Genomic DNA, 20,804 nt, shown 5'->3' with positions numbered 1-20,804 from the left:
CATGGGCCGTCTGACAGGCAAGAAAGCACTGATTACCGCTGCAGGCGCCGGGATCGGCCGCGCCTCGGCCGAGGCGTTCGCCCGCGAAGGCGCCCATGTCATCGCCACCGACATCAACGCAGACGCCCTCTCGGCGCTCAACGCCGCGAACATTGAAACGCAGGTGCTGGACGTGACAGACCCCGCCGCCATCGCCCGCCTCCTTGCGGCCCATGGCGATCTGGACATCCTCTTCAACGTCGCTGGTTGGGTCCATCACGGCACGATTGAGCAATGCGGCCGCGCAGACTGGGACCGCTCGCTGCTGATCAACCTCACCTCGATGTACGAAACCTGCCGCGCCGCCCTGCCGAACATGCTGGCCCATGGCCGCGGCGTCATCCTGAACATGAGTTCTGTCGCCTCCAGCGTCACCGGCGCGCCAAACCGCTTCGCCTATGGCGCCACCAAGGCCGGCGTCATCGGCCTCACCAAGGCCATCGCCGCAGACTATGCCGGCCGCAACATCCGCTGCAACGCCATCTGTCCGGGCACGGTCGATACGCCCTCCCTGCAGGGCCGCATGTCGGCGCAGGGGGATTATGACACAGCCCGCCAGATGTTCATCGCCCGCCAGCCCATGGGCCGCCTCGGCACAGCCGAAGAAATCGCCCATCTGGCCGTCTATCTCGCCTCGGATGAGGCCTCCTTCACCACCGGCGCCATCCATGTCGTGGATGGTGGCTGGACCAATTAGGAACCGATGAGATGAAACTCCTGAGAATCGGCCCTGCTGGGCGCGAAAAGCCGGCCCTCCTCGATCCCAGCGGAAACTACCGCGATGTCTCCGCCCTGGTGGATGACTGGGACGGCCCCGCCCTCGCCGATGCCGTGCTGGACCAGCTGCGCAAGGAGGACCTCACCGCCCTCCCCATTCTCCCGCCCGCCAGCCGCATCGGCCCCTGCGTCGCGGGCGTCGGCAAATTCATCTGTATAGGGCTGAACTATGCCGATCACGCCGCCGAAACCGGCGCCGCCGTCCCGGCAGAGCCCGTCGTCTTCTTCAAGGCCACCAGCGCCATCTGCGGCCCGAACGACCATCTGGAAATTCCCCGCCGCTCGGAAAAGACAGACTGGGAAGTCGAACTCGGCATCGTCATCGGTAAACAGACGAAATATGTCAGCCGGGAAGATGCCCTGGATCATGTCGCGGGCTATTGCGTCATCCATGATGTCTCCGAGCGTGCGTTTCAGCTGGAAGGCACCGGCCAATGGGTAAAGGGCAAGAGCGCTGACACGTTCGGCCCCATCGGCCCCTGGCTCGTCACGCGGGATGAAGTGCCCGATCCCCACGCCCTCTCCCTGTGGCTCGACGTGAACGGGGAAGCGATGCAGCGCGGCTCCACCTCGACGATGATTTTCGGCGTCGCCCACATCGTCAGCTACCTCTCCCAATTCATGAGCCTCCAGCCCGGCGACGTGATCTCCACCGGCACGCCCCCCGGCGTCGGCCTCTCGCGCACCCCGCCCCGCTATCTGCGCGCCGGCGACGTGGTTACCCTTGGAATACAAGGCCTTGGCGACCAGAAGCAGGTCTGCATTGATGCCTGAAAGCCACACCCCCTGATCCCACCCTCAGTGCCGCCGGGAACCGATAGACCCGGCGAGGCGTTCATCAGCGAAGTCGAATTCCTTCCGGATACGACACAGACCCGATGGAGCCGAACATGCCAGTCCTGAAGTCCCTCCCAGCCCTCAAGACGCGCCACGCCCTCACCGGCCTTGCGCTCTCCTTCGCTTTCCTCGCCCAGCCTGCAGCCGCGACAGGCGCGACCCCCGAAGCCGTCGTTGAAACCGCTGTCGACCGCACCCTCGCGGCGCTGCAGGACGCGCATATTTCCGATCAGGAGGCGGATGAAATTCTAAAAGTGATCGATGTGGAACGCGTTGCCCAGTTCACCATGGGCCGCCACTGGCGCGGCATGGACGAAGCCACGCAGGCAGACTTCATGAAAGCCTTCCACAGCTTCGCCCGCGTCCAGCTGCGCGAACACCTGGCCGATTTCTCCGAAGCCGAAGTGGAAATCCTGCGCACCGTCGAGCGCAAGCCGGGCGACGCCATCGTCACCACCAAAGTCAGCGGCGTCGACAACAAGGAACATATGGTCAGCTGGCGCGTCAATGAGAACAATGGCTGGAAAGTCACCGACATCGAAGCCATGGGCCTCTGGTTCGCCATCGAACAACGCGCCCAGTTCCAGGCCATGCTGGACAAGAATGGCGGCGATGTCAGCGCCCTGATCAAAGAAATCGGCGCGGCCAGCTAACGCCCCCACCCCCGACCCCCACCCTCCCCATCGTCATGGGGAGGGGGTCAGGTCGTGCGGTTGGAGAGCTTCCCTATCTCCCGACAGAGCAACAGGCCCCCTCCCCATGACTATGGGGGTCATGAGGATCAGCAATCGCACTGCGATTGCCCGAATGACGGGGTGGGGCAGCTCTCCACAATCAATCGCCCCCTCGGTCTCGCGCCTGCAGCGCGATCCACCTCCCCCGCTGCGGAGGGGAGGCTAAGGGGCGCAAGCTGGACAGCCGCTTTCCTTGACTTGGCTTTCCCTACGCCTTACTTTTCTCCTTACCAGACTTAAGGCAAGCCCATGTCCACCGCCACGATCACCTCCAAAGGCCAGATCACCGTGCCCAAGGCCGTGCGCGAGGCCCTTGGCATTGGGCCAGGAGACCGGGTGGATTTCGTGCGCATGGCCGATGGAAATTTCGCCGTCCTGCCTGCCACCCAGCCGGTCAAACGCCTCAAGGGCATCATCCCGAAACCGAAGAAGCCTGTTTCCCTGGAAGACATGGACGCCGCCATCGCGGGCGGCGCCAAAGGCGGATGACCGGTCCATGACCGGCCTCGACACCAATATCGTCATCCGCTTCCTCGTGCAGGATGATGCCGCCCAGTCTGCCGCCGCCACACGTTTCATCTCGCGCCTGACGAAAGACCGCCCCGGCTTCATCAGCGCCGTCGTCCTGGCCGAAATCAGCTGGGTGCTCGCCCGTGCCTACAAGGCCCCGCGCGGAGACATTGCCCGCGTCCTCGAAGGCCTGCTCCGCTCGTCTGAACTCATCGTCGAGAACGCCGAAGCCGCCTACCGGGCGCTCGGCGTCTACATGGCGTCTTCCTCGGCCGACTTCGCCGACGCCCTCATCACCGAAACCGCCAGCCTCGCCGGCGCAAGCGAAACCGTCACCTTCGACCGCAACGCCGCAAAGGAAGCGGGGATGCGGCTGTTGAAGTAGGCTTTCCCAATCCCCGACCCCCACCCCAACCCTCCCCATAGTCATGGGGAGGGGGTAAGGTCGTGCCGTTGGAGAGCTTACCTATCCCCACAGAGCAACAGGCCCCCTCCCCACGGATGTGGGGAGGGTTGGGGTGGGGCAGCTCTCAGCAGACCACAACGCCTGCCCACTTGCCCCTTCCCCCCCGCCCCCCTAAACCTTGCCCTCAACAGGGTCGGGCGAGGAACCAGCACACATGCCGGAATGGGCAATTTACGCAGTCGCGGCGGTGGCGGGCTATCTCGCCGGGTCGATCCCGTTTGGCCTCGTCCTGGTCAAGGCCGCCGGCCTCGGAGACATCCGCGAGATCGGCTCGAAAAGCATCGGCGCCACAAACGTCCTGCGCACAGGCCGCAAGGATCTGGCCCTCGCCACCCTCCTGCTCGACAGCCTGAAGGCCGGCCTCGTCGCCCTCGCCTTCACGCTGATCGCGGGGCGCGAAGCGGGCATGGTCGCGGGCGCCGCTGCCTTCCTCGGCCATTGCTATCCCCTCTGGCTAAAGTTCAAGGGCGGCAAGGGCGTGGCCACCTATGCCGGCCTGCTCCTCTTCATCACGCCGCTGCACGGCCTCGTCGTAGGCGCGCCGGTCTGGCTCGGCATGTTCGCCCTCACGCGCATTTCCTCGCTTTCGGCGCTCACCGCCGCCGTCGCCGTTCCTCCGGGAGCGTATCTTCTGGGAGAGCGCAGCCCGGTGATCCTCGGCGGCCTTGCCGCCCTCTCCGTACTCGTCTTCTGGACGCACCGGGCCAATATCGGCCGCCTGCTTGCAGGCACTGAGCCCCGCTTCGGCGCCAAGAAGAAAGACGCCGCCGGAGAATGACGCTGGCGCGTCCCCTCACCGATGGGGAACGCCTTGACTGGCTGCGCCTGGCGCGCACACAAAACGTCGGCCCGGTCACCTTCGCCCAGCTGATCGGCCGCTATGGCGATGCCGGGCGCGCGCTCACCGCCCTGCCGGAAATCGCCAGCCGCGCCCTGCGCGGCAAATCCGTCGCCATTCCGTCTGCGGACAGTATCGCCCGCGAGATCGACGCGGCCACCCGATATGGCGCCCGCATCGTGGCGAGCTGCGAGCCGGACTTCCCCGCCCTCCTGCGCGCGCTTGATCCCCCGCCCCCGGCGCTCACCCTGCTGGGCAATGCCGCCCTCGCTGCCCAGCCCAGCTGCGCCATCGTCGGCGCGCGCAATGCGTCTGCCGCCGGCCGCAAGATCGCGCGGGATATGGCCGCTGGCCTTGGGAAGGCCGGCTACACCATCGTCTCCGGCCTCGCCCTCGGCATTGACGGGGAGGCCCACGCCGCCAGCCTCTCCACCGGCACCATCGCCGTGCTCGGCGGCGGCATCGATCACGTCTACCCGCCCCAGCATGACCGGCTCTATGCCGAAATCGCCCAGCAGGGCCTCATCCTCTCCGAAATGCCCTTCGGCCACCGCGCCAAGGCGCAGGACTTCCCCCGCCGCAACCGCATCATCACCGGCCTTGCCCGCGGCACCGTGGTGGTAGAAGCGGCCGAGCGCTCCGGCTCGCTGATCTCTGCCCGTGTCGCGAATGAACAGGGCCGCGAGGTGATGGCCGTCCCCGGCTCCCCGCTCGATCCGCGCGCGGCAGGCACCAACAACCTCATCCGCAACGGCGCGGCCCTGGTCCGCCATGCCGGCGATGTGCTGGAAGTGCTGAGCAGCCTGCCCCTGCTGCAGGTCTCCGCGCCCCCGGCGGAAATGTATGATCCGGTCCATGGCGGCGGCGATCCCATCCCGCCGTCTGAAACCGCCCGCGTCCGCGAAGCGCTCAGCCCCCATGCCATGCCGCTGGACGAGATCGCCCGCGCCACGGGCATCCACGCCGCCCGTGTCGGGGCCATCCTGATGGAGCTGGAACTTGCCGGCGAGGCGATCACCTTCCCCGGCGGCCTGGCGGCGCGGGCTGTCTGAAACCTGTCCGGAAATGTCCGGATTTGTCCGCAAATGTCCGCGCCCTGTCCTTGTCTGTGCCTGCTCGCGCCTTGAATTGTCAGGGAATGGTAAGGTTCGGCTGTGGCCTGACAGCACTGTAATGGCCCGAAAGCATATACCGGCAATTGGATGGCTGGACGCCCCGGCGGTTCCTCTCTAAGCCTCACCTTTCGGGAAAAACGCGGCGCCGGATGCCGGGTGGGGCGTTGTGTACGGGTTGTTCAGGATGCCATCTGTGGTGAAATGGTCTCACTATGCGCTGCTCGCCGGATTTTCGGCGGTCCTGCCCGTCGCGGCCCATGCCCAGAGTGGCCCTGAAACCGGCACGCCTGCAGCCACCACGGACGAACGCGTGGTTCTGGAGGCCGATACGGTCTACGAAAACTCCGCCGACAACACGATCATCGCCGAAGGCAATGTCGAAGCCCTCTATCAGGGCCGCATCCTGCGCGCTGACCGGCTGATCTATGACCGCACCACCGAGCGCGCCCGCGCTTCGGGGAATGTCATCATCATCGAGGCCGATGGCAGCCAGCAATTCGCCGATGAGGTCGATGTCGGCCCCAACCTCTCCGATGGCTATGCCATCGGCTATTCGGCCCGGCTGGAAGGCAATGCCTCCGTCGCCGCCAAATCCGCCATCCGCCGCTCCGATGGCATCAATGCCATGGAGCATATCGTCTATACCGCCTGCCCTGTCTGCGAAGACAAGAAGCCTACCTGGCAGATCCGGGCGCGCCGCGCGGTGCTGGACGAAGAAACGCAGATGATCTCCTACCGTGACGCGGTGCTCGAAGTGGCCGGCGTCCCGGTATTCTACCTGCCCTATCTGTCTCACCCCGATCCCAATTCCGAGCGCCGCTCAGGATTCCTGATGCCCAATGCCGGCCTCTCCACGATGGTGGGCGGCTTCTACAAACAGCCCTATTACTGGGCCGTTTCAGACTATTCCGACATCACGATTTCGCCCACCGTTTACCAGAAGGTGAACCCGCTGATCGGGGTGGAAGCGCGCAAACGGTTCTATTCCGGCGCCGTCAGTCTGGAGGGCAGCTTCACCCACGAAGCGGATTTTGACAGCAACGGGCAGACCTTCGGCGAAGAGTCCTTCCGCGGCCACCTCTATGGCAATGGCCTGTTCACGATCACGCCGGGCTGGCAGTGGGGCTTCGGCCTGGAAACCCAGACGGACGACCTCTACGACCTGCGCTACCGGATCAGCAATCAGAACGCCAAGCGGGGCCTCTATTCAAACCAGCCGCGCCGCCTGCTCTCCCAGGTGTTCGTCACCGGCCAGGGCGACAGCTATTACACAGACGCGGCTGTCCTGAACTTCCAGGGCCTGCGCGGCGAGGATGATGCCGCCCGCCTGCCCAATGTCGCGCCCCTCGCCTATGCCGAGAAATACTGGGATATGGGCGATCTGGGCTTTGCCTCCGTCAACGCCTCTTCGGCCATCCTCACCCGGGAAGTCGGCGCCGACAGCCACCGCGTCAGCCTCGGCGGGGACTGGAGCACGATGAAAATCCTGCCCGGCGGCTTCACCTTCAAGCCCTTCGCAGAGCTGCGCGGCGACTATTACCTGCTGGACGAAGCCGTCAGCGGCAAGGATTCGGTGGCCCGCGCCGTGGGCAATACGGGCGCCACGCTCGCCTATCCGCTGATCCGCCGGGGCAAGAGCGTGGATCTGATGCTTGAACCGGCCGTGATGGCGGCCTGGGGCTTCTCGAATGTGAACGACCCCGCCATCCCGGTGGAAGACAGCCTGCTCTACGAATTCGACGAATCCAGCCTGTTTGAACCCAATGGCGTTGGAAATTACGACCTTTACGAAGGCGACGGAAAGCTGAGCGCCGGCATCACCGCGCGCGCGATCTGGAAGAACGGCACGGAAATCTCCACCACGGTCGGGCGCCGCTGGCGCTCCCGCGTCGATCCGAACTTTGATGTCGCCAGCAACCTCAATGGCACCTCCTCAGACTGGCTTGCCTCCGCCAGCCTGAAGATGGGACAGGCGCTGCAGCTCAACTCGCGCGTGCGCCTGAACGAGGACGACCTGTCGCTCAGCCGGCTCGATATGCGCGCCTCCACCTCCTTCAACCGCTTCCGCGGGGTCGGCCAGTATTACAAGATCGACGAACGCATCAGCCCGGCCGGAACCTCCGATGAAGGCATCTACCTGCGCGGCGAAATCGACATAACCAGCCGCTATTCGATCATTTTCGGCCAGCTGCGCGACATCAGCCGCAATGTCGATACACGTCAGGAAATCGGCCTGGCCTATACCGACGACTGCGCCCGTTTCGAGATCATCTATGACCGCTCAGAGGTGCGCGACCGGACGCTCGGGCCGCAGGAGAGCTTCCAGATCCGTTTCTCGCTGCTGTCGCTCGGCAATTTCGGCTCCAACGGCTTCTGAACCGGTTCCCACACAAAAAACGAACTGCAGCAAACTTCGCTGATGACTGTAGCGGCGCGTTGCGCGATGAGACGAGACTTGTAAGGTCGGCAAGCGAAAAACAGGCTTAATTTCCCGGTTCTGGGGGCCATGGAGACGTCGTATGGTACGTGTTGTGTTCTTGGCAGCAGCTTTTGCGGCGATCAGCGCGCTCAGCGCCCCGGTGTCGCCCGCCAGCGCGCAGGAATCAGACCGGCAGACCCTCGAAGGCATTGCCGCCATCGTGAATGACAAGCCCATCTCCTATTCCGATGTGCGCCAGCGCGCCCGTCTGCTGCTGCTGACGATCGGCGCGGCCAACCCCACCCAGGAACAGGTGCAGCAGATCACCAGCCAGGCGCTGGAACAGCTGGTCGACGAAAAGCTCCAGCTTGATCGCGTGGCGGAATACAAGGTCGAGGTGGATCCCCGCGAAATCGACGCCGCAGTGCGTGATATGGCCGCCGATGCGGGCCTTTCCGGCGAAGTTCTGCGCCAGCAGCTGACGGCCTCGGGCGTCAACCCGGTCAGCCTGGAAGAGCAGATGCGCGCCGAAATCGCCTGGAACCGCCTGATGAGCGGCCTCTATGGCAACCGTATCCGCATCTCCGAGAATCAGGTCGACGACCAGCTCTCCCGCCTGCGCGCCGCTTCCAGGAAGACCCAGTACCGGCTCGGCGAAATCTTCCTCTATGCGCCCGATGAGGCCACCAAGGCCGAGGCCCTGCCGGCAGCGCAATCCATCATCGCCCAGCTCAATCAGGGCGCCGACTTCCGCGTCGCCGCCCAGCGTATTTCCTCCGCCCCCACCTCGGCTGCTGGCGGCGACATGGGCTGGGTCACCACCGACGACCTTGATCCGGCCATTGCGGCCGCCGTGCGCGCGTCTTCCGGAAACGGCCTTCTCGAGCCGGTCCAGACTGACAACGGCATCTACATCATCCTGGTCGGCGGCAAGCGTGAACCGGCCGAGCCGGTCACCCGCGTGGACCTCAAACGCCTTGTCGCCACCGACGGGGCCGAAGCCACCCTCACCGAAGCCATCAGCCGCATCAAAAGCTGCGATGAGGTCCAGTCCGTCGCCAACTCCCGCTCCACCCTCCGCGCTCAGGACATCACCGACATCAATGTCGAGGAACTTGGCCCCGAAGGCCGCAGCCTGGTTCTGGCCGCAGACGTTGGCAGCCCGACCGAGATTTTCGCGGTCAGCTCCGGCCTCGCCGTGATGTATGTCTGCCGCCGCGAAGATGGCGCCGAGGCGCTGCCCTCCCGCGAAGATCTCAAAGGCTCGCTGAAATCGCGCGAACTCAACATGATTTCCGAGCGCGAACTGCGCAACGCGCGCCGCCTCGCCACCATCATCTACCGCTAGGACAGGCGAAACCGCTTGATCCGCCGCGCAATTGGCGCGACACCCCGGCGCGTGACCACGCCCTCTGCACTTCCCCTTGCCCTGTCGATGGGCGACCCGGCCGGTTGCGGGCCGCAGATCACCATGGCTGCCTGGAAGGCGCTGCACGCTGACCCCGCCAACACCTTTTATGTCATCGGCTGGCCGGGGCTTTACCCCGGCGTGCCTGTGGAAATCATCGCCGCGCCCGCAGAGGCGGCCGCCGTCTTCCCGCGCGCCCTGCCGGTTCTGGCGCTGGAAAACGCCCGCCCCGTCACTCCCGGCACGCCGGATCCGGAAACCGCCGCCGGCATCATCGCCGCCATCACGCTGGCCACCGGTCACGCCCTGCGCGGCCTTGCCGGCGCGGTGGTCACCAACCCGATCAACAAGGCGCTGCTCTATGGCCAGGGCTTCCGCTTTCCCGGCCATACCGAATTCATTGCAGACCTCTGCGCGCCGGAAGGCCGGGCCGCGCCCGAGCCTGTGATGATGCTCACCGGCGGCGGCCTGCGCGTGGCGCTCGCCACCATCCATATGCCCTACACTGCCGTGCCCGCCGCGCTGGCCGATGGCCGCCTGCCGCGCATCGCCCGCATCACGCACGCCGCCCTGAAACAGAATTTCGGCCTGCCCGCCCCCCGCCTCGCCTTCACCGGCCTCAACCCTCATGCGGGCGAGGATGGCACGATCGGCCGCGAGGAAATCGAGATCATCAATCCCGCCGCCGCCCGGCTGCGCGCCGAAGGCATCGACATCTCCGATGCCCGCCCCGGCGACACGGTGTTTGCCGAAGCCCTCTCCGGGCGGTTTGATGCGGTCATCGCCATGACCCATGATCAGGGCCTGATCCCGGTCAAGACGCTGGACATGTGGGGCGGCGTCAACACCACGCTCGGCCTGCCCCTCATCCGCACCAGCCCGGACCATGGCACCGCCTATGACGCGGCCGCCGCCGGCACTGCCAAACCTGACAGCCTGATCGCGGCCCTCCACGCCGCCCGCGAACAGGCCGCCCACCGCGCAAGGAACGCCGCATGAGCGACAACACCGACAGTTATGATGAGGACACCGGGGAAACGCCCGCCCTCACTGACGCCCCGGCGCGCAAGGCGCTCGGCCAGCACTTCCTGTTTGATCCCAGCATCCTGAAGCGCGCCGCCAATGCCGCCGGCTCCCTCAAGGGGCAAACCGTCATAGAGGTCGGCCCCGGCCCCGGCGGCCTCACCCGCGCGATCCTGAACGAGGAACCCGCCCTGCTGATCGCCGTGGAGACCGATCCGCGCTTTTCCGAAGCGCTGCTCAGCTGGCCCGAAGCGAAATCCGGCAAGCTGCAGGTGATCGCGCGCGACGCCCGCAAGGTTCACTGGGAAAAGGTGCTGACCGAAGCGGGCGCGAAGACGCCCGTGATGATCATCGCCAACCTTCCCTACAATGTCGGCACGCCCCTTTTGATCGACTGGCTCAAAGCCGGCGACTGGCGCGGGCGCATGGCGCTGATGTTCCAGAAGGAAGTGGCGGACCGCATCTGCGCGAGGCCCGATACCGATGCCTATGGCCGCCTCGCCGTCATCTCGCAGGCCGTCACCCGCCCCCGCATCGCCTTCACCCTGCCGCCGGGCGCCTTCCGCCCGCCGCCGAAGGTGGACAGCGCCGTGGTGGAGTTCGAGCCGCTGCCGCCCGGCGAACGCTTCGAACATCTCGCGCTTCTCGAACAGATCGCCGGCGCCGCCTTCGGCCAGCGCCGCAAGATGCTGCGCGCCGCCCTCAAACCCTTCGCCAAGAAGCGCGGCATGAAGGCTGAAGCCTGGCTGGAAGACTGCGGCATCAACCCCACCGCCCGCGCCGAAACGCTCACCCAGGCCGAATTCCGCAAACTCGCCGAAAGCCTCGCCTAGCCCCTGAAGCCCCTCTCCCTCGGGAGAAGGGGCTACTACGCTAAGCCTCGCCCAGCAGCGCCCGCACATGATCCTCAAGGTCGAGCTGGCGCAGCCGCTTCAGACGCTCCGTCAGCAGAATACGCTTGAGGCGCTGATAGGCCACTTCCAGCTTGTCATTGACGATCACATAGTCATAGCGCCGCCAGTGCATGATCTCGCGCTTGGCGTCGTCCATGCGGCGGGCCACCATTTCCGGTGTCGAGCCTTCCCGGCCCATCAGCCGCGCCTGCAGCGCCTCGATGCTCGGCGGCAGGATGAATACCGACACCACATCATTCGGCATCTGGTCATGCAGCGCGTCGGCGCCCTGCCAGTCCACATCGAACAGCACGTCCTCGCCCGCCTCAAGCCGCGCCACCGTGTCGGCCTTCGGCGTGCCGTAATGCTTGTCAAACACCTGCGCCCATTCGAGAAACTCGCGCCGCTCGATCATCTTGTGAAACTCTTCAGGCGTCTTGAAGTAATAGTCCTTCCCGTCCACCTCGTTCGGCCGCGGCGGGCGCGTGGTGGCCGAAACCGACAGCTTCACATCGAGAAACTCGTCCAGCAGCATCTTCGACAGCGTCGTCTTGCCCGCCCCCGACGGGCTCGACAGCACCAGCATCAATCCGCGCCGGTGGCCGCTGTCCTTGGGATGTCCGCTATTCGACATTGGCCGATTGCTCCTTGAACTGGTCGATCACCCCTTTGAGGCCAAGGCCGGCATTCGTCAAATCGAGGCTGAGGGATTTCGAGCAGAGCGTATTGGCTTCCCGGTTCAGCTCCTGCGCCAGGAAATCCAGCTTCCGCCCCGCCGGCGAGCCTGCCTTCAGCAGCTCGCGGCCCGTCCGGATATGCGCCGCCAGCCGGTCCAGCTCCTCGCGCACATCGGCCTTGGCCGCCGACAGCGCCACCTCTGCCGCATAGCGCTCGGCGTCCACCCTGCCTTCCCGGTCGAGGTCTTCCAGCTGCTTGGTCAGCTTCGCGCGGATGAGTTCTGGCTGGGCGCCCGCAAATGTCTCGGCCTCGCCCTTCAGACGCTCCATCTCATTCAGCAGATCGCCCAGCAGCGTCTCCAGCGACGCGCCCTCGGCCCGGCGCCCTTCGGCGAGCCCGTCCAGCGCATGCGCCGCGCCCGCCGTCAGCGCCGCGATCGTCTCTTCGTCCATCACATCCCGCGTGGAGGTGGCGCCGGCATCGACCACGCCCTTCACCCCCATCAGCGTCGCAATCGCCTCGGACGACAGCTCACGGCCCGAAACCTTGCGCGCCGCCTGCGCCAGCTCGGTCAGCAGCGCGTCATTGATCACGGCATTGGCGCCGGATGCAGACAGCTCAATCCGCAGGCCCACCTGCAGCGAGCCGCGATTGAACCGCGCCGCCGCCATGGCCTTGACCTCCCGCTCCAGCGCTTCGGCGCCCGGCGGCACATTCACCCGCACATCCAGCGAGCGGCCATTGACGCTTTTCGCCTCCCAGGCCCATCCGCCCCAGCCCGCTTCGCCGGTCACCCGCGCGAACCCCGTCATCCCAGACAATGCGCCCATCAGTTAGACCGCTCCCGTTCGATTTCTCTGCGCTCATAGGCGCGGTAAGCCGCAACATTGCGGTTATGTTCGGCCAGCGTCCTGGCGAAGAGATGCCCGCCTTTCCCGTCCGCCACGAAAAACAGATATTCCGTATCCGGAGGGTTCAGCACAGCCGCGATCGCCTCCCGGCCCGGATTGCAGATCGGCGTCTTGGGCAGGCCGTCAATCTGATAGGTGTTCCACTCGGTATGCCGGTCAATCTCGGAACGGAGCAGTGTGCGGCGCTGGCCCTTGCTGTTGTAGAGCGGCTCGCCCTGCGAAATGCCATAGATGATCGTCGGATCGCTCTGCAGGCGCATCCCCTTTTTGAGGCGCGTGGTGAAGAGGGCGGCAATCTCGTCGCGCTCCTCCGCAATGCCCGTTTCCTTCTCCACGATGGAGGCCAGGATCACCGCTTCATACGGCGTCTCCAGCAGCAGGCCCTCAGCCCGCTGCGGCCACAGCTCTGCCAGCACATCAGCCTGCGCCTTCTGCACCTTGTCGATCAGCTGCTGGCGCGTCATGCCGCGGTGGAAAAGATAGGTGTCCGGAAGAAGCGTGCCCTCCTCGGGCAACACTTCGGGCATATCGCCCACCAGCGCCTCATGCGCCTCGATGATGCGCAGTAGCTGCGCGGTCGTGCGCCCTTCCGGCAGGGTGATCCTGTGGAGAATGGAGCGGCCCTCGGTGAGGATCGCCAGCACGCCCGCCATGCTGATGCCGGGGTCGAGAACATACTCGCCCACCTTCACATGGGGCACGGTGCCCTGCATCTCCTTGTCGATCCGGCTCTTGAGCAGCAGGATGCGGCCATCGGTGATGATGCCCTGTTCTTCAAGCCGCGAGGCCACCGCCGTCAGCGTGTCGCCCTCCGTCACCATGAAGACGATCTCGTCCTGCAGAGGCCCCGGCCGGGTCATCTCGTTGTTGATCCACACCCAGCCGGCCACAAGCGCAGCGGCCGCAATGAATGCGAGCACAAACACCCAGGTAAGGAGCGTTCTCAGGAATCCCATGCAGGCCTCTTGTTCGCGTGTCCCAGCGCGGAGTTCTAACCCGGCCATGTGGCCTGCGAAAAGCATACTCCGCAGCCGGATCAGGCAATAACCGATATGTCATGAACCTTGCCATGAGTCGGCGCGCTGTCAGGCAAAATGAAAAAACCGCCGGCTTTACAGCCAGCGGTTTATTCAAAAGCGTCAGACGCTCGCGCGAGGCGTCAGTCGACCTTGCGCAGCACCAGCGAGGCGTTCGTGCCGCCAAAGCCGAAGCTGTTGGACATGGCCGCGCGCACCTGGCCCTTCTTGGCCTTGTGCGGGATGAGGTCGATCACCGTCTCGAAGCTCGGATTGTCGAGGTTCAGCGTCGGCGGCATCACCTGATCGCGAATCGCGAGGGCGCAGAACGCCGCCTCGATCGCCCCAGCCGCGCCGAGCAGGTGCCCGACCGCCGATTTGGTCGATGACATCGACAGGTTCTTGGCGTGATCGCCAAATGCCCGCTCGACAGCGCCGGCCTCGCCTTCATCGCCCTTGGGCGTGGAGGTGCCGTGCGCGTTGACATAATCGATCTCCGACGGGTCGATCTTGGCATTCTTCAGCGCCATCTTCATGGCACGGTAGCCGCCCTCGGCGCCCTCGGCAGGGGCCGTGATGTGGTAGGCGTCGCCCGTCAGGCCATAGCCGAGGACTTCGGCATAGATCTTCGCGCCGCGCTTCTTGGCGTGCTCATACTCTTCGAGCACCAGAACAGCCGCGCCTTCGCCCATCACGAAGCCGTCGCGGTCCTTGTCATAGGGGCGCGAGGCCTTTTCGGGCGTCTCGTTGAAATTGGTGGACATGGCCTTGGCCGCGCAGAAGCCGGCAATGCCAATCCGGCCGATCACGGCTTCGGCGCCGCCCGCCAGCATGACATCGGCATCGCCATACTTAATCAGGCGGGCAGAATCGCCAATGGCGTGAGCCCCGGTGGCACAGGCCGTCACCACCGAATGGTTGGGCCCCTTCAGGCCGTGGCGGATGGACACCTGCCCGGAGGCCAGGTTGATCAGCGCCGAGGGAATGAAGAACGGGCTGACCTTGCGCGGGCCATGCTCGTGCAGGGTAATCGCCGTATCATAGATCGATTCCAGGCCGCCGATGCCCGAGCCGATCATGACGCCGGAACGTTCCTTTTCCTCTTCGGTCTCCGGCTTCCAGCCGGAATCCTCGAGGGCTTCGTCCGCAGCGGCGATCCCGTAAAGAATGAATTCGTCGATCCGGCGCTGCTCCTTGGCGGAGAGCACCTTGTCAGGATCGAAGGCATGCGGATCGCCCGCCCCGCCGCCGCGGCCAGAGGCCCACGGAACCTGGAAGGCGATCTTGCACGGCATGTCGGACGCATCGAAGGCGTCAATCTTGCCTGCTCCGGATTTACCGGCAATCAGCCGCTCCCACGTAGCCTCACGGCCATTTGCAAGCGGTGACACGATACCGATACCGGTAATGACGACTCGACGCTCCGACATCCTTGGCCCCGCGTCTTAGACGTGAGCCTTGATGTGCGAGACGGCGTCACCGACCGAACGGATCGACTCCTGCACGTCATCAGGGATCTCGATGTTGAACTCTTCTTCGAAAGCCATCACGAGTTCGACGAGGTCCAGCGAGTCTGCACCCAGGTCATCGATGAAGCTTGCGCTTTCCACGACCTTGTCCGCATCCACGTCGAGGTTCTCGACTACGATTTTCTTCACACGTTCAAAAACGTCAGACATGAATACCTCTCTCGATATGTCTGATGACTGGTCCTCATGCGAACCATTGGTGTTGCGCCTAGCACACACTACGGATGAGCGCCAAGCCCTAGTCTGATGCCCTACTGCTGGGCTTAAATCATTGCCATGCCGCCATTTACGTGCAGCGTCTGGCCGGTGACATAAGCCGCTTCATTCGAAGCAAGATACACTGCTGCGGCTGCAATGTCGCCGCCTGCCCCCAGCCTTCCGGCCGGAATCTGCCCCAAAAGCGCCGTTTTCTGGGCTTCCGGCAGCACATCCGTCATGGGCGATTCGATGAATCCGGGGGCAATCGTGTTGGCCGTAATGCCGCGCGAGGCGACCTCCTGGGCGATCGATTTGGTAAAGCCGATCATGCCGGCCTTGGAGGCACAATAATTTGTCTGTCCGGGATTCCCCGTAACCCCGACAACCGAGGTGATTCCGATGATGCGGCCATGGCGGCGCTTCATCATTCCCCTCACAGCTGATTTGGTCAGGCGGAAATAGCTTCCCAGGTTAACATTGATCACGTCGCTCCAGTCCTCATCCTTCATCTGGATGAGCAGCTTGTCGCGGGTGATGCCGGCATTCGCCACCAGGATGTCCAGCGGGCCGATGGCGGCCTCTGCCTGGCCCACCAGCGCGTCCACGGCGGCCGGATCAGACAGGTTGCAGGGCAGAATGGCGGTCTCGCCCTTGAGGGTGGCGGCCACTTCCTGCAGCACCGCCTCGCGGGTGCCGGAAAGGGCGACCTTGGCGCCTGCTTCGGAAAGCGCCTGCGCAATCGCCCGGCCAATGCCGCCCGAAGCGCCGGTAACAAGGGCCGTGCGGCCGGTCAGGTCAAACATGGGTCTTATCCTTTGATCGCTGTGGCGAAGGCTTCCAGATCCTCAGGCGTGCCGAGGGTGAAGCCGTTGAGTGACTTCTCGATCCGGCGCTGCATCACGGTCAGCACCTTGCCTGCCCCGGCTTCCCCTGTCGTGGTGACGCCCTGGCTGACCATATACTGCACGCTCTCGGTCCAGCGAACCCGGCCGGTGACCTGTTTTACGAGATTCTGGCGGATCGTCTCGGGGTCGGTGACAGCGCTCGCCATCACATTCGCCACCAGCGGCACCATCGGCGCCCTGATCTCGGCGTCCGCCAGCGCCGCAGCCATGGCGTCCGCCGCCGGCTGCATCAGCCCGCAATGGAAGGGGGCCGACACGTTCAGCGCCATCGCCTTCTTCACGCCATTGCCCTGCGCCCAGGCCACGGCGGCATCAATCGCCGCCTTGCTGCCGGAGATCACCAGCTGGCCCGGCGCGTTGTCATTGGCGATGTCACACACCCCACCGGTCTCGCGGCCCGCCTTGCAGGCCGCTTCCGCCTGATCGTAATCGGCCCCCAGCAGCGCCGCCATGGCGCCCTGGCCCGGCTGCACCGCCGATTGCATGGCATTGCCGCGAATGCGCAGCAGGCGGGCCGTATCGCCCACGCCAATCGCCCCGGCAGAGGCCAGCGCCGAATACTCGCCCAGCGAATGGCCGGCCACAAAGGCGGCGTCCTTCGCCGAAATCCCGAAACCGGCCTCCAGCGCCCGCATCGCGGCCACCGAATGGGCCATCAGGGCGGGCTGGGTGTTGGCCGTCAGGGTCAGCTCGGCAATGTCGCCTTCCCACATCAGGGCGGACAGCTTCTGGCCGAGCGCCTCATCCACTTCGTCAAATACGGCTCTGGCGGCCGGAAAGGCGTCTGCCAGCGCCTTGCCCATGCCGATTTCCTGGCTGCCCTGCCCCGGAAAGATGAATGCGAGGGTCATGTTACCCGTGTCTCCCTAGTTTTCCGGCGTACCTAAAGCGGTCCGGAGAAAGGTACAACCCGAGGCCAGATGAAGCACATTGCGCTTCAATCAATGCGGCGTACTATTTGCCCAACTGTTTGGTTGGCGACCATGAAACTTGTCAGCAGGCATGATCTAGAATGAAAAAGTTCCTAGCTTTGGGAGTGCTTCTTTCTACCGCTTGGGCGAGCTTTTGCCTCTATGCGGGAATGCGGCACAACATGCAGGGGGAGTTCATTCTCGACGGAAACGTGGATGTTGCTTACTCTTCGCTAGTTTTCCTCTCATGGTTTCTTGCGATCCTCATTCCTTGGTCAGCCGCAACTGTCGGATTGTGCTGGCTTTTTACCCGACGCCGAAGTCATAGAAGCAAGCCCTCAGACCGGTAATGAACGCTAGCTGTATAGCCTCATTGCTCCGTAAGGTGCATTAAGCCCAGCGCAATGCGCCCTATGCGCACCTTCCAGCATGCAAGCGCTTGAATTTTCCACAAGGATAGGCTTAAGAGCGCCTCTTCACAGCAAGGTGCGGTCCTCGACTATCCGGAATGAGCCGGAGAAAGAGGGGCCATCACTGGAAGAGTTTCCCGCTCCCCGGTGCCGCATCTTCGTAATTTTGGGAATGAAAACATGGCACTATACGAGCACGTCGTGATCACACGGCCTGATATCTCGCCCGCCCAGGTTGAAACCTTCATCGAAGAGATTTCCACCTTCCTCAAGGAAAAAGGCGCAACTGTCGGCAAGACCGAGTATTGGGGCCTTCGCAGCCTCGCCTACCCGATCAAGAAACAGCGCAAGGGTCACTACTCCCTGATCAACATCGACGGCCCCGCCGACGCGATCCACGAACTGGAACGCCGCCAGCGCATTTCCGAAGATGTCATGCGCTACATGACCGTCCGCGTTGAAACGCTGAGCGACGAGCCTTCGCCGGTTCTCTCTCGCAAAGAGCGCCGTCCGCGCGACTAACGGGAAGGAAACCGACACATGGCACAGAAAATCAACATCACGAACATTCCTGCCCGCCGCCCGTTCGGACGCCGCCGCAAGGTGGACCCGTTTACCGGCCAGAACGCACAGGAAATCGATTACAAAGACGTGAAACTGCTTCAGCGCTACATCTCTGAAAAAGGGAAAATCGTGCCGAGCCGCATCACGGCTGTAAACCTCAAGAACCAGCGCAAGCTTGCCCAGGCGATCAAACGCGCCCGCATGCTGGCCCTGATTCCGTTTGAAGTGAAGTAAGGAGAGACCCCCATGCAAGTCATTCTCCTTGAGCGCATCGACCGCCTCGGCAAGATCGGTGACGAAGTCCGCGTCAAGAACGGCTTCGCGCGCAACTTCCTCATCCCGCAAGGCAAGGCGCTGATCGCCAACGACAAGAACCGCAAGCGGTTCGAAGCCGAGCGTGAAGCCATCGAAGCCCGCAACGCCGCTGCCCGCGACGCCGCAAAGACCGAAGCGGAAAAACTCGAAGGTGCCACCTTCGTGCTGATCCGTCAGGCTGGCGAAACCGGCCAGCTCTACGGGTCTGTCTCGGCCCGCGACATCGCTGAAGCCGCTGACGCTGCCGGCTACAAGGTCGACCGCGCTGCGGTTCGCCTCGACAAGCCGATCAAGGCCATCGGCATTTCCGAAGTCTCCGTCCGCCTGCACGCTGAAGTCAGCGTGAAAGTTCAGGTGAACGTGGCCCGCTCGACCGAAGAGGCCGAGCGTCAGGAAAAAGGCGAGGACATCGTCGCCGCGCTGCAGGCTGCCAACCAGGCTCAGGCCGACGAGCAGGCCGGCGAACTCGCCGCTGCTGCTGCCGAACGCGCAGAACTGGGCGGCGACGAAGAGTAATCTTCGTCCCGGCCACGGCCACACAATCCAAACGGCGGCTCTCACGGGCCGCCGTTTTTCTTTGCCCCAAAGGCTGGGGAAACGCTGAGGGAATTCGGCCCCAACCTGCTTCGGCGAGTCGCAAAACCGGCCCGGCCCGCTATAGTAAACGTTTGCGCCATGGGGGTGCCAATGTCTGAGCAAAAGCCGGGAAGCAGCGCGATCACGCCGCCCAACAACCTTGCCGCCGAAGCCGCCGTGCTCGGCGCGATCCTGTTCGACAACAACGTCTACCAGTTCATCGCCGACATCCTCACCGCGAACGATTTCTACGCCCCCGCCCACCGCGAGGTGTACGCCGTCGCCTCCAACATGATCCAGACCGGCCGGGTGGCCGACGGCGTCACCCTGCGCGAATATTTCGAGCAGCGCGAAAAGCTCGCCGAGATCGGCGGCGCAAAATACCTCGTAGACCTGCTGGAAGCGGCCGCCTTTGGGCCGGAGGTCAAGGATTATGCCCGCATCATCCGCGACCTCGCCATCCGGCGCGAACTCATCAATGTCGGCGGCACGATCCAGTCCCAGGCGATCATGCCGGAGCCCGACGACACTGGCTCGGTCCTCATCAACAAGGCCGAGCGGGCCCTCTTCGATCTGGCCGAACGCGGCAGCGCCGAACGCGGCTTCTCCAGCTTCGCCGAAGCCCTCGCCGAATCGCTGATCACCGCCGAAGCCGCCTTCAAGCGCGGCGGCAAGATTGCCGGCATCCCCACCGGCCTGCGCGATCTCGACAGCCAGCTTGGCGGCTTCCACCGGTCTGACCTTCTGATCCTCGCCGGCCGCCCCTCGATGGGCAAAACCTCGCTCGCCACCAACATTGCCTACAATGCGGCCGCCGCCTACAAATACGAAACCCAGGAAGACGGCTCGAAGAAGACGATGGACGGCGCGGTCGTGGCCTTCTTCTCGCTCGAGATGTCGAACGAGCAGCTCGCCACCCGTATCCTCGCCGAACGCACCGGCATCAACGCTCACCGCATCCGCCAGGGCGACCTCACCAAGGCAGACTTTGAACAACTCGTCGAAGCCACCGCCGAGCTGCAGAACCTGCCCCTCTATATCGATGATACCGGCGGCATTTCCATCAGTGAGCTGACCGCCCGCGCCCGCCGCCTGCAGCGCTCGGTCGGCCTCGACATGATCGTGATCGACTATCTGCAGCTGATCACGGTCTCCAGCTCCGGCGGCCAGACCAACCGCGTGCAGGAAGTCACCCAGATCACCACGGCGCTCAAGGCCCTCGCCAAGGATCTCAACGTCCCCATCGTCGCCCTGTCCCAGCTCTCCCGCGCGGTGGAACAGCGCGACGACAAGCGCCCGCAGCTGTCAGACCTGCGCGAATCCGGCTCGATCGAGCAGGACGCCGACATCGTGATGTTCGTGTTCCGTGAGGAATACTATCTCGCGCGGACAGAGCCGCCCGCCGACCCGAACGATCCGACCTCGAACGAAAAATGGAACGCCTGGCGCGCCCGGATGGACCAGGTCTACGGCACCGCCGAAGTCATCGTCTCCAAACAGCGCCACGGCCCCATCGGCACAGTCAAGCTCGCCTTCGACGCCAACGTCACCCGCTTCGGAGACCTCGACAAATCCCGAATGGGCGAAGACGTCTACGAATAGCGGCCAAGCTCCCCCTCCCCCCCTTTCCGCTCATCCCCTCCCCCTTCCCGCTCATCCCCGCGAAGGCGGGGATCTCGCCAGGCCCCCCACAATACTCATCCTGAGCGAAGCCGAAGGATGAGCGAAGCCG

General features: G+C 64.3%; 22 protein-coding genes. 15 read left to right on the top strand and 7 right to left on the bottom strand.

What is annotated here, in order from left to right; all coding sequences use genetic code 11:
* The first annotated feature begins 1 nt into the window (after position 1).
* The 11 genes from C0456_RS07655 to rsmA all read left to right on the top strand — a co-directional run bounded on the left by C0456_RS07655 (position 2) and on the right by rsmA (position 10,999).
* The gene (locus tag C0456_RS07655; protein ID WP_291050246.1) at positions 2 to 736 is read left to right on the top strand and encodes an SDR family oxidoreductase; all 735 of its coding nucleotides are present in this window, start codon (positions 2 to 4) and stop codon (positions 734 to 736) included.
* 11 nt (positions 737 to 747) lie between these two features.
* Complete coding sequence (locus C0456_RS07650) at positions 748 to 1,590, top strand: fumarylacetoacetate hydrolase family protein (RefSeq protein WP_291050244.1); 843 nt, start codon at positions 748 to 750, stop codon at positions 1,588 to 1,590.
* Between the two features lie 116 nt (positions 1,591 to 1,706).
* Positions 1,707 to 2,306, top strand: a complete 600-nt coding sequence (locus C0456_RS07645) for a phospholipid-binding protein MlaC (protein WP_291050242.1) — start codon at positions 1,707 to 1,709, stop codon at positions 2,304 to 2,306.
* Positions 2,307 to 2,636: 330 nt separating this feature from the next.
* Positions 2,637 to 2,876 carry an AbrB/MazE/SpoVT family DNA-binding domain-containing protein gene (locus C0456_RS07640; RefSeq protein WP_291050240.1) on the top strand — a complete coding sequence of 80 codons (240 nt, stop codon included), beginning with the start codon at positions 2,637 to 2,639 and terminating at the stop codon, positions 2,874 to 2,876.
* 7 nt (positions 2,877 to 2,883) lie between these two features.
* Positions 2,884 to 3,282, top strand: a complete 399-nt coding sequence (locus C0456_RS07635; protein WP_291050238.1) for a PIN domain-containing protein — start codon at positions 2,884 to 2,886, stop codon at positions 3,280 to 3,282.
* 235 nt (positions 3,283 to 3,517) lie between these two features.
* Complete coding sequence (plsY, locus tag C0456_RS07630) at positions 3,518 to 4,141, top strand: glycerol-3-phosphate 1-O-acyltransferase PlsY (protein WP_291050236.1); 624 nt, start codon at positions 3,518 to 3,520, stop codon at positions 4,139 to 4,141.
* Positions 4,138 to 5,253: a DNA-processing protein DprA gene (gene dprA, locus C0456_RS07625; protein WP_291050234.1), complete on the top strand. Its 1,116-nt coding sequence runs from the start codon at positions 4,138 to 4,140 to the stop codon at positions 5,251 to 5,253. Before plsY ends, dprA begins: the two co-directional genes overlap by 4 nt.
* A gap of 259 nt (positions 5,254 to 5,512) precedes the next feature.
* Entirely contained in the window at positions 5,513 to 7,693 is a 2,181-nt protein-coding gene (locus tag C0456_RS07620) for an LPS assembly protein LptD (protein ID WP_291050232.1), read from the top strand.
* A gap of 142 nt (positions 7,694 to 7,835) precedes the next feature.
* Entirely contained in the window at positions 7,836 to 9,083 is a 1,248-nt protein-coding gene (locus C0456_RS07615) for a peptidylprolyl isomerase (protein ID WP_291050231.1), read from the top strand.
* A gap of 51 nt (positions 9,084 to 9,134) precedes the next feature.
* Complete coding sequence (gene pdxA / locus C0456_RS07610) at positions 9,135 to 10,142, top strand: 4-hydroxythreonine-4-phosphate dehydrogenase PdxA (RefSeq protein ID WP_291050229.1); 1,008 nt, start codon at positions 9,135 to 9,137, stop codon at positions 10,140 to 10,142.
* Positions 10,139 to 10,999, top strand: a complete 861-nt coding sequence (gene rsmA, locus C0456_RS07605) for a 16S rRNA (adenine(1518)-N(6)/adenine(1519)-N(6))-dimethyltransferase RsmA (protein ID WP_291050227.1) — start codon at positions 10,139 to 10,141, stop codon at positions 10,997 to 10,999. Before pdxA ends, rsmA begins: the two co-directional genes overlap by 4 nt.
* Before the next feature lie 40 nt (positions 11,000 to 11,039).
* Here rsmA and gmk read toward each other — a convergent pair whose 3' ends face one another.
* From gmk to fabD, 7 genes are all read right to left on the bottom strand, one after another.
* Entirely contained in the window at positions 11,040 to 11,693 is a 654-nt protein-coding gene (gmk, locus tag C0456_RS07600; protein ID WP_291050225.1) for a guanylate kinase, read from the bottom strand.
* Positions 11,683 to 12,567 carry a YicC/YloC family endoribonuclease gene (locus C0456_RS07595; RefSeq protein WP_291050223.1) on the bottom strand — a complete coding sequence of 295 codons (885 nt, stop codon included), beginning with the start codon at positions 12,565 to 12,567 and terminating at the stop codon, positions 11,683 to 11,685. The genes gmk and C0456_RS07595 overlap by 11 nt, the downstream gene beginning before the upstream one ends.
* Positions 12,567 to 13,604, bottom strand: a complete 1,038-nt coding sequence (mltG, locus tag C0456_RS07590) for an endolytic transglycosylase MltG (RefSeq protein WP_291050221.1) — start codon at positions 13,602 to 13,604, stop codon at positions 12,567 to 12,569. The genes C0456_RS07595 and mltG overlap by 1 nt, the downstream gene beginning before the upstream one ends.
* A gap of 203 nt (positions 13,605 to 13,807) precedes the next feature.
* Positions 13,808 to 15,094: a beta-ketoacyl-ACP synthase II gene (gene fabF, locus C0456_RS07585; protein WP_291050219.1), complete on the bottom strand. Its 1,287-nt coding sequence runs from the start codon at positions 15,092 to 15,094 to the stop codon at positions 13,808 to 13,810.
* A gap of 15 nt (positions 15,095 to 15,109) precedes the next feature.
* Positions 15,110 to 15,343 (bottom strand): acyl carrier protein, encoded by a 234-nt coding sequence (locus C0456_RS07580; protein ID WP_035596381.1) that lies wholly within the window; start codon positions 15,341 to 15,343, stop codon positions 15,110 to 15,112.
* Positions 15,344 to 15,456: 113 nt separating this feature from the next.
* The gene (gene fabG, locus C0456_RS07575; RefSeq protein ID WP_291050216.1) at positions 15,457 to 16,194 is read right to left on the bottom strand and encodes a 3-oxoacyl-[acyl-carrier-protein] reductase; all 738 of its coding nucleotides are present in this window, start codon (positions 16,192 to 16,194) and stop codon (positions 15,457 to 15,459) included.
* 5 nt (positions 16,195 to 16,199) lie between these two features.
* Entirely contained in the window at positions 16,200 to 17,147 is a 948-nt protein-coding gene (fabD, locus tag C0456_RS07570; RefSeq protein WP_291050214.1) for an ACP S-malonyltransferase, read from the bottom strand.
* A gap of 650 nt (positions 17,148 to 17,797) precedes the next feature.
* Here fabD and rpsF point away from each other — a divergent pair.
* The 4 genes from rpsF (at position 17,798) to C0456_RS07550 (ending at position 20,674) form a co-directional block, all read left to right on the top strand.
* Positions 17,798 to 18,139 (top strand): 30S ribosomal protein S6, encoded by a 342-nt coding sequence (gene rpsF, locus C0456_RS07565; protein ID WP_162545157.1) that lies wholly within the window; start codon positions 17,798 to 17,800, stop codon positions 18,137 to 18,139.
* Positions 18,140 to 18,157: 18 nt separating this feature from the next.
* Positions 18,158 to 18,415: a 30S ribosomal protein S18 gene (gene rpsR, locus C0456_RS07560; protein ID WP_035596393.1), complete on the top strand. Its 258-nt coding sequence runs from the start codon at positions 18,158 to 18,160 to the stop codon at positions 18,413 to 18,415.
* 12 nt (positions 18,416 to 18,427) lie between these two features.
* Positions 18,428 to 19,012, top strand: coding sequence for a 50S ribosomal protein L9 (gene rplI, locus C0456_RS07555; protein WP_291050212.1), 585 nt, complete (start codon positions 18,428 to 18,430; stop codon positions 19,010 to 19,012).
* 171 nt (positions 19,013 to 19,183) lie between these two features.
* Positions 19,184 to 20,674: a replicative DNA helicase gene (locus tag C0456_RS07550; protein WP_291050210.1), complete on the top strand. Its 1,491-nt coding sequence runs from the start codon at positions 19,184 to 19,186 to the stop codon at positions 20,672 to 20,674.
* Positions 20,675 to 20,804 lie beyond the last annotated feature (130 nt).

The sequence above is a fragment of the Hyphomonas sp. genome, assembly GCF_013823385.1.
Lineage (GTDB): Bacteria > Pseudomonadota > Alphaproteobacteria > Caulobacterales > Hyphomonadaceae > Hyphomonas.
The sequence above is the reverse complement of the archived record's forward strand: the minus strand, read 5'-3'. Positions and strand labels throughout refer to the sequence as shown.

Coding starts and splice junctions, on each gene's coding strand:
- C0456_RS07655 (WP_291050246.1), top strand. CDS start 2: ATGGGCCGTCTGACAGGCAAGAAAGCACTGATTACCGCTGCAGGCGCC.
- C0456_RS07650 (WP_291050244.1), top strand. CDS start 748: ATGAAACTCCTGAGAATCGGCCCTGCTGGGCGCGAAAAGCCGGCCCTC.
- C0456_RS07645 (WP_291050242.1), top strand. CDS start 1,707: ATGCCAGTCCTGAAGTCCCTCCCAGCCCTCAAGACGCGCCACGCCCTC.
- C0456_RS07640 (WP_291050240.1), top strand. CDS start 2,637: ATGTCCACCGCCACGATCACCTCCAAAGGCCAGATCACCGTGCCCAAG.
- C0456_RS07635 (WP_291050238.1), top strand. CDS start 2,884: ATGACCGGCCTCGACACCAATATCGTCATCCGCTTCCTCGTGCAGGAT.
- plsY (WP_291050236.1), top strand. CDS start 3,518: ATGCCGGAATGGGCAATTTACGCAGTCGCGGCGGTGGCGGGCTATCTC.
- dprA (WP_291050234.1), top strand. CDS start 4,138: ATGACGCTGGCGCGTCCCCTCACCGATGGGGAACGCCTTGACTGGCTG.
- C0456_RS07615 (WP_291050231.1), top strand. CDS start 7,836: ATGGTACGTGTTGTGTTCTTGGCAGCAGCTTTTGCGGCGATCAGCGCG.
- rsmA (WP_291050227.1), top strand. CDS start 10,139: ATGAGCGACAACACCGACAGTTATGATGAGGACACCGGGGAAACGCCC.
- gmk (WP_291050225.1), bottom strand. CDS start 11,693: ATGTCGAATAGCGGACATCCCAAGGACAGCGGCCACCGGCGCGGATTG.
- C0456_RS07595 (WP_291050223.1), bottom strand. CDS start 12,567: ATGGGCGCATTGTCTGGGATGACGGGGTTCGCGCGGGTGACCGGCGAA.
- mltG (WP_291050221.1), bottom strand. CDS start 13,604: ATGGGATTCCTGAGAACGCTCCTTACCTGGGTGTTTGTGCTCGCATTC.
- fabF (WP_291050219.1), bottom strand. CDS start 15,094: ATGTCGGAGCGTCGAGTCGTCATTACCGGTATCGGTATCGTGTCACCG.
- C0456_RS07580 (WP_035596381.1), bottom strand. CDS start 15,343: ATGTCTGACGTTTTTGAACGTGTGAAGAAAATCGTAGTCGAGAACCTC.
- fabG (WP_291050216.1), bottom strand. CDS start 16,194: ATGTTTGACCTGACCGGCCGCACGGCCCTTGTTACCGGCGCTTCGGGC.
- fabD (WP_291050214.1), bottom strand. CDS start 17,147: ATGACCCTCGCATTCATCTTTCCGGGGCAGGGCAGCCAGGAAATCGGC.
- rpsF (WP_162545157.1), top strand. CDS start 17,798: ATGGCACTATACGAGCACGTCGTGATCACACGGCCTGATATCTCGCCC.
- rpsR (WP_035596393.1), top strand. CDS start 18,158: ATGGCACAGAAAATCAACATCACGAACATTCCTGCCCGCCGCCCGTTC.
- rplI (WP_291050212.1), top strand. CDS start 18,428: ATGCAAGTCATTCTCCTTGAGCGCATCGACCGCCTCGGCAAGATCGGT.
- C0456_RS07550 (WP_291050210.1), top strand. CDS start 19,184: ATGTCTGAGCAAAAGCCGGGAAGCAGCGCGATCACGCCGCCCAACAAC.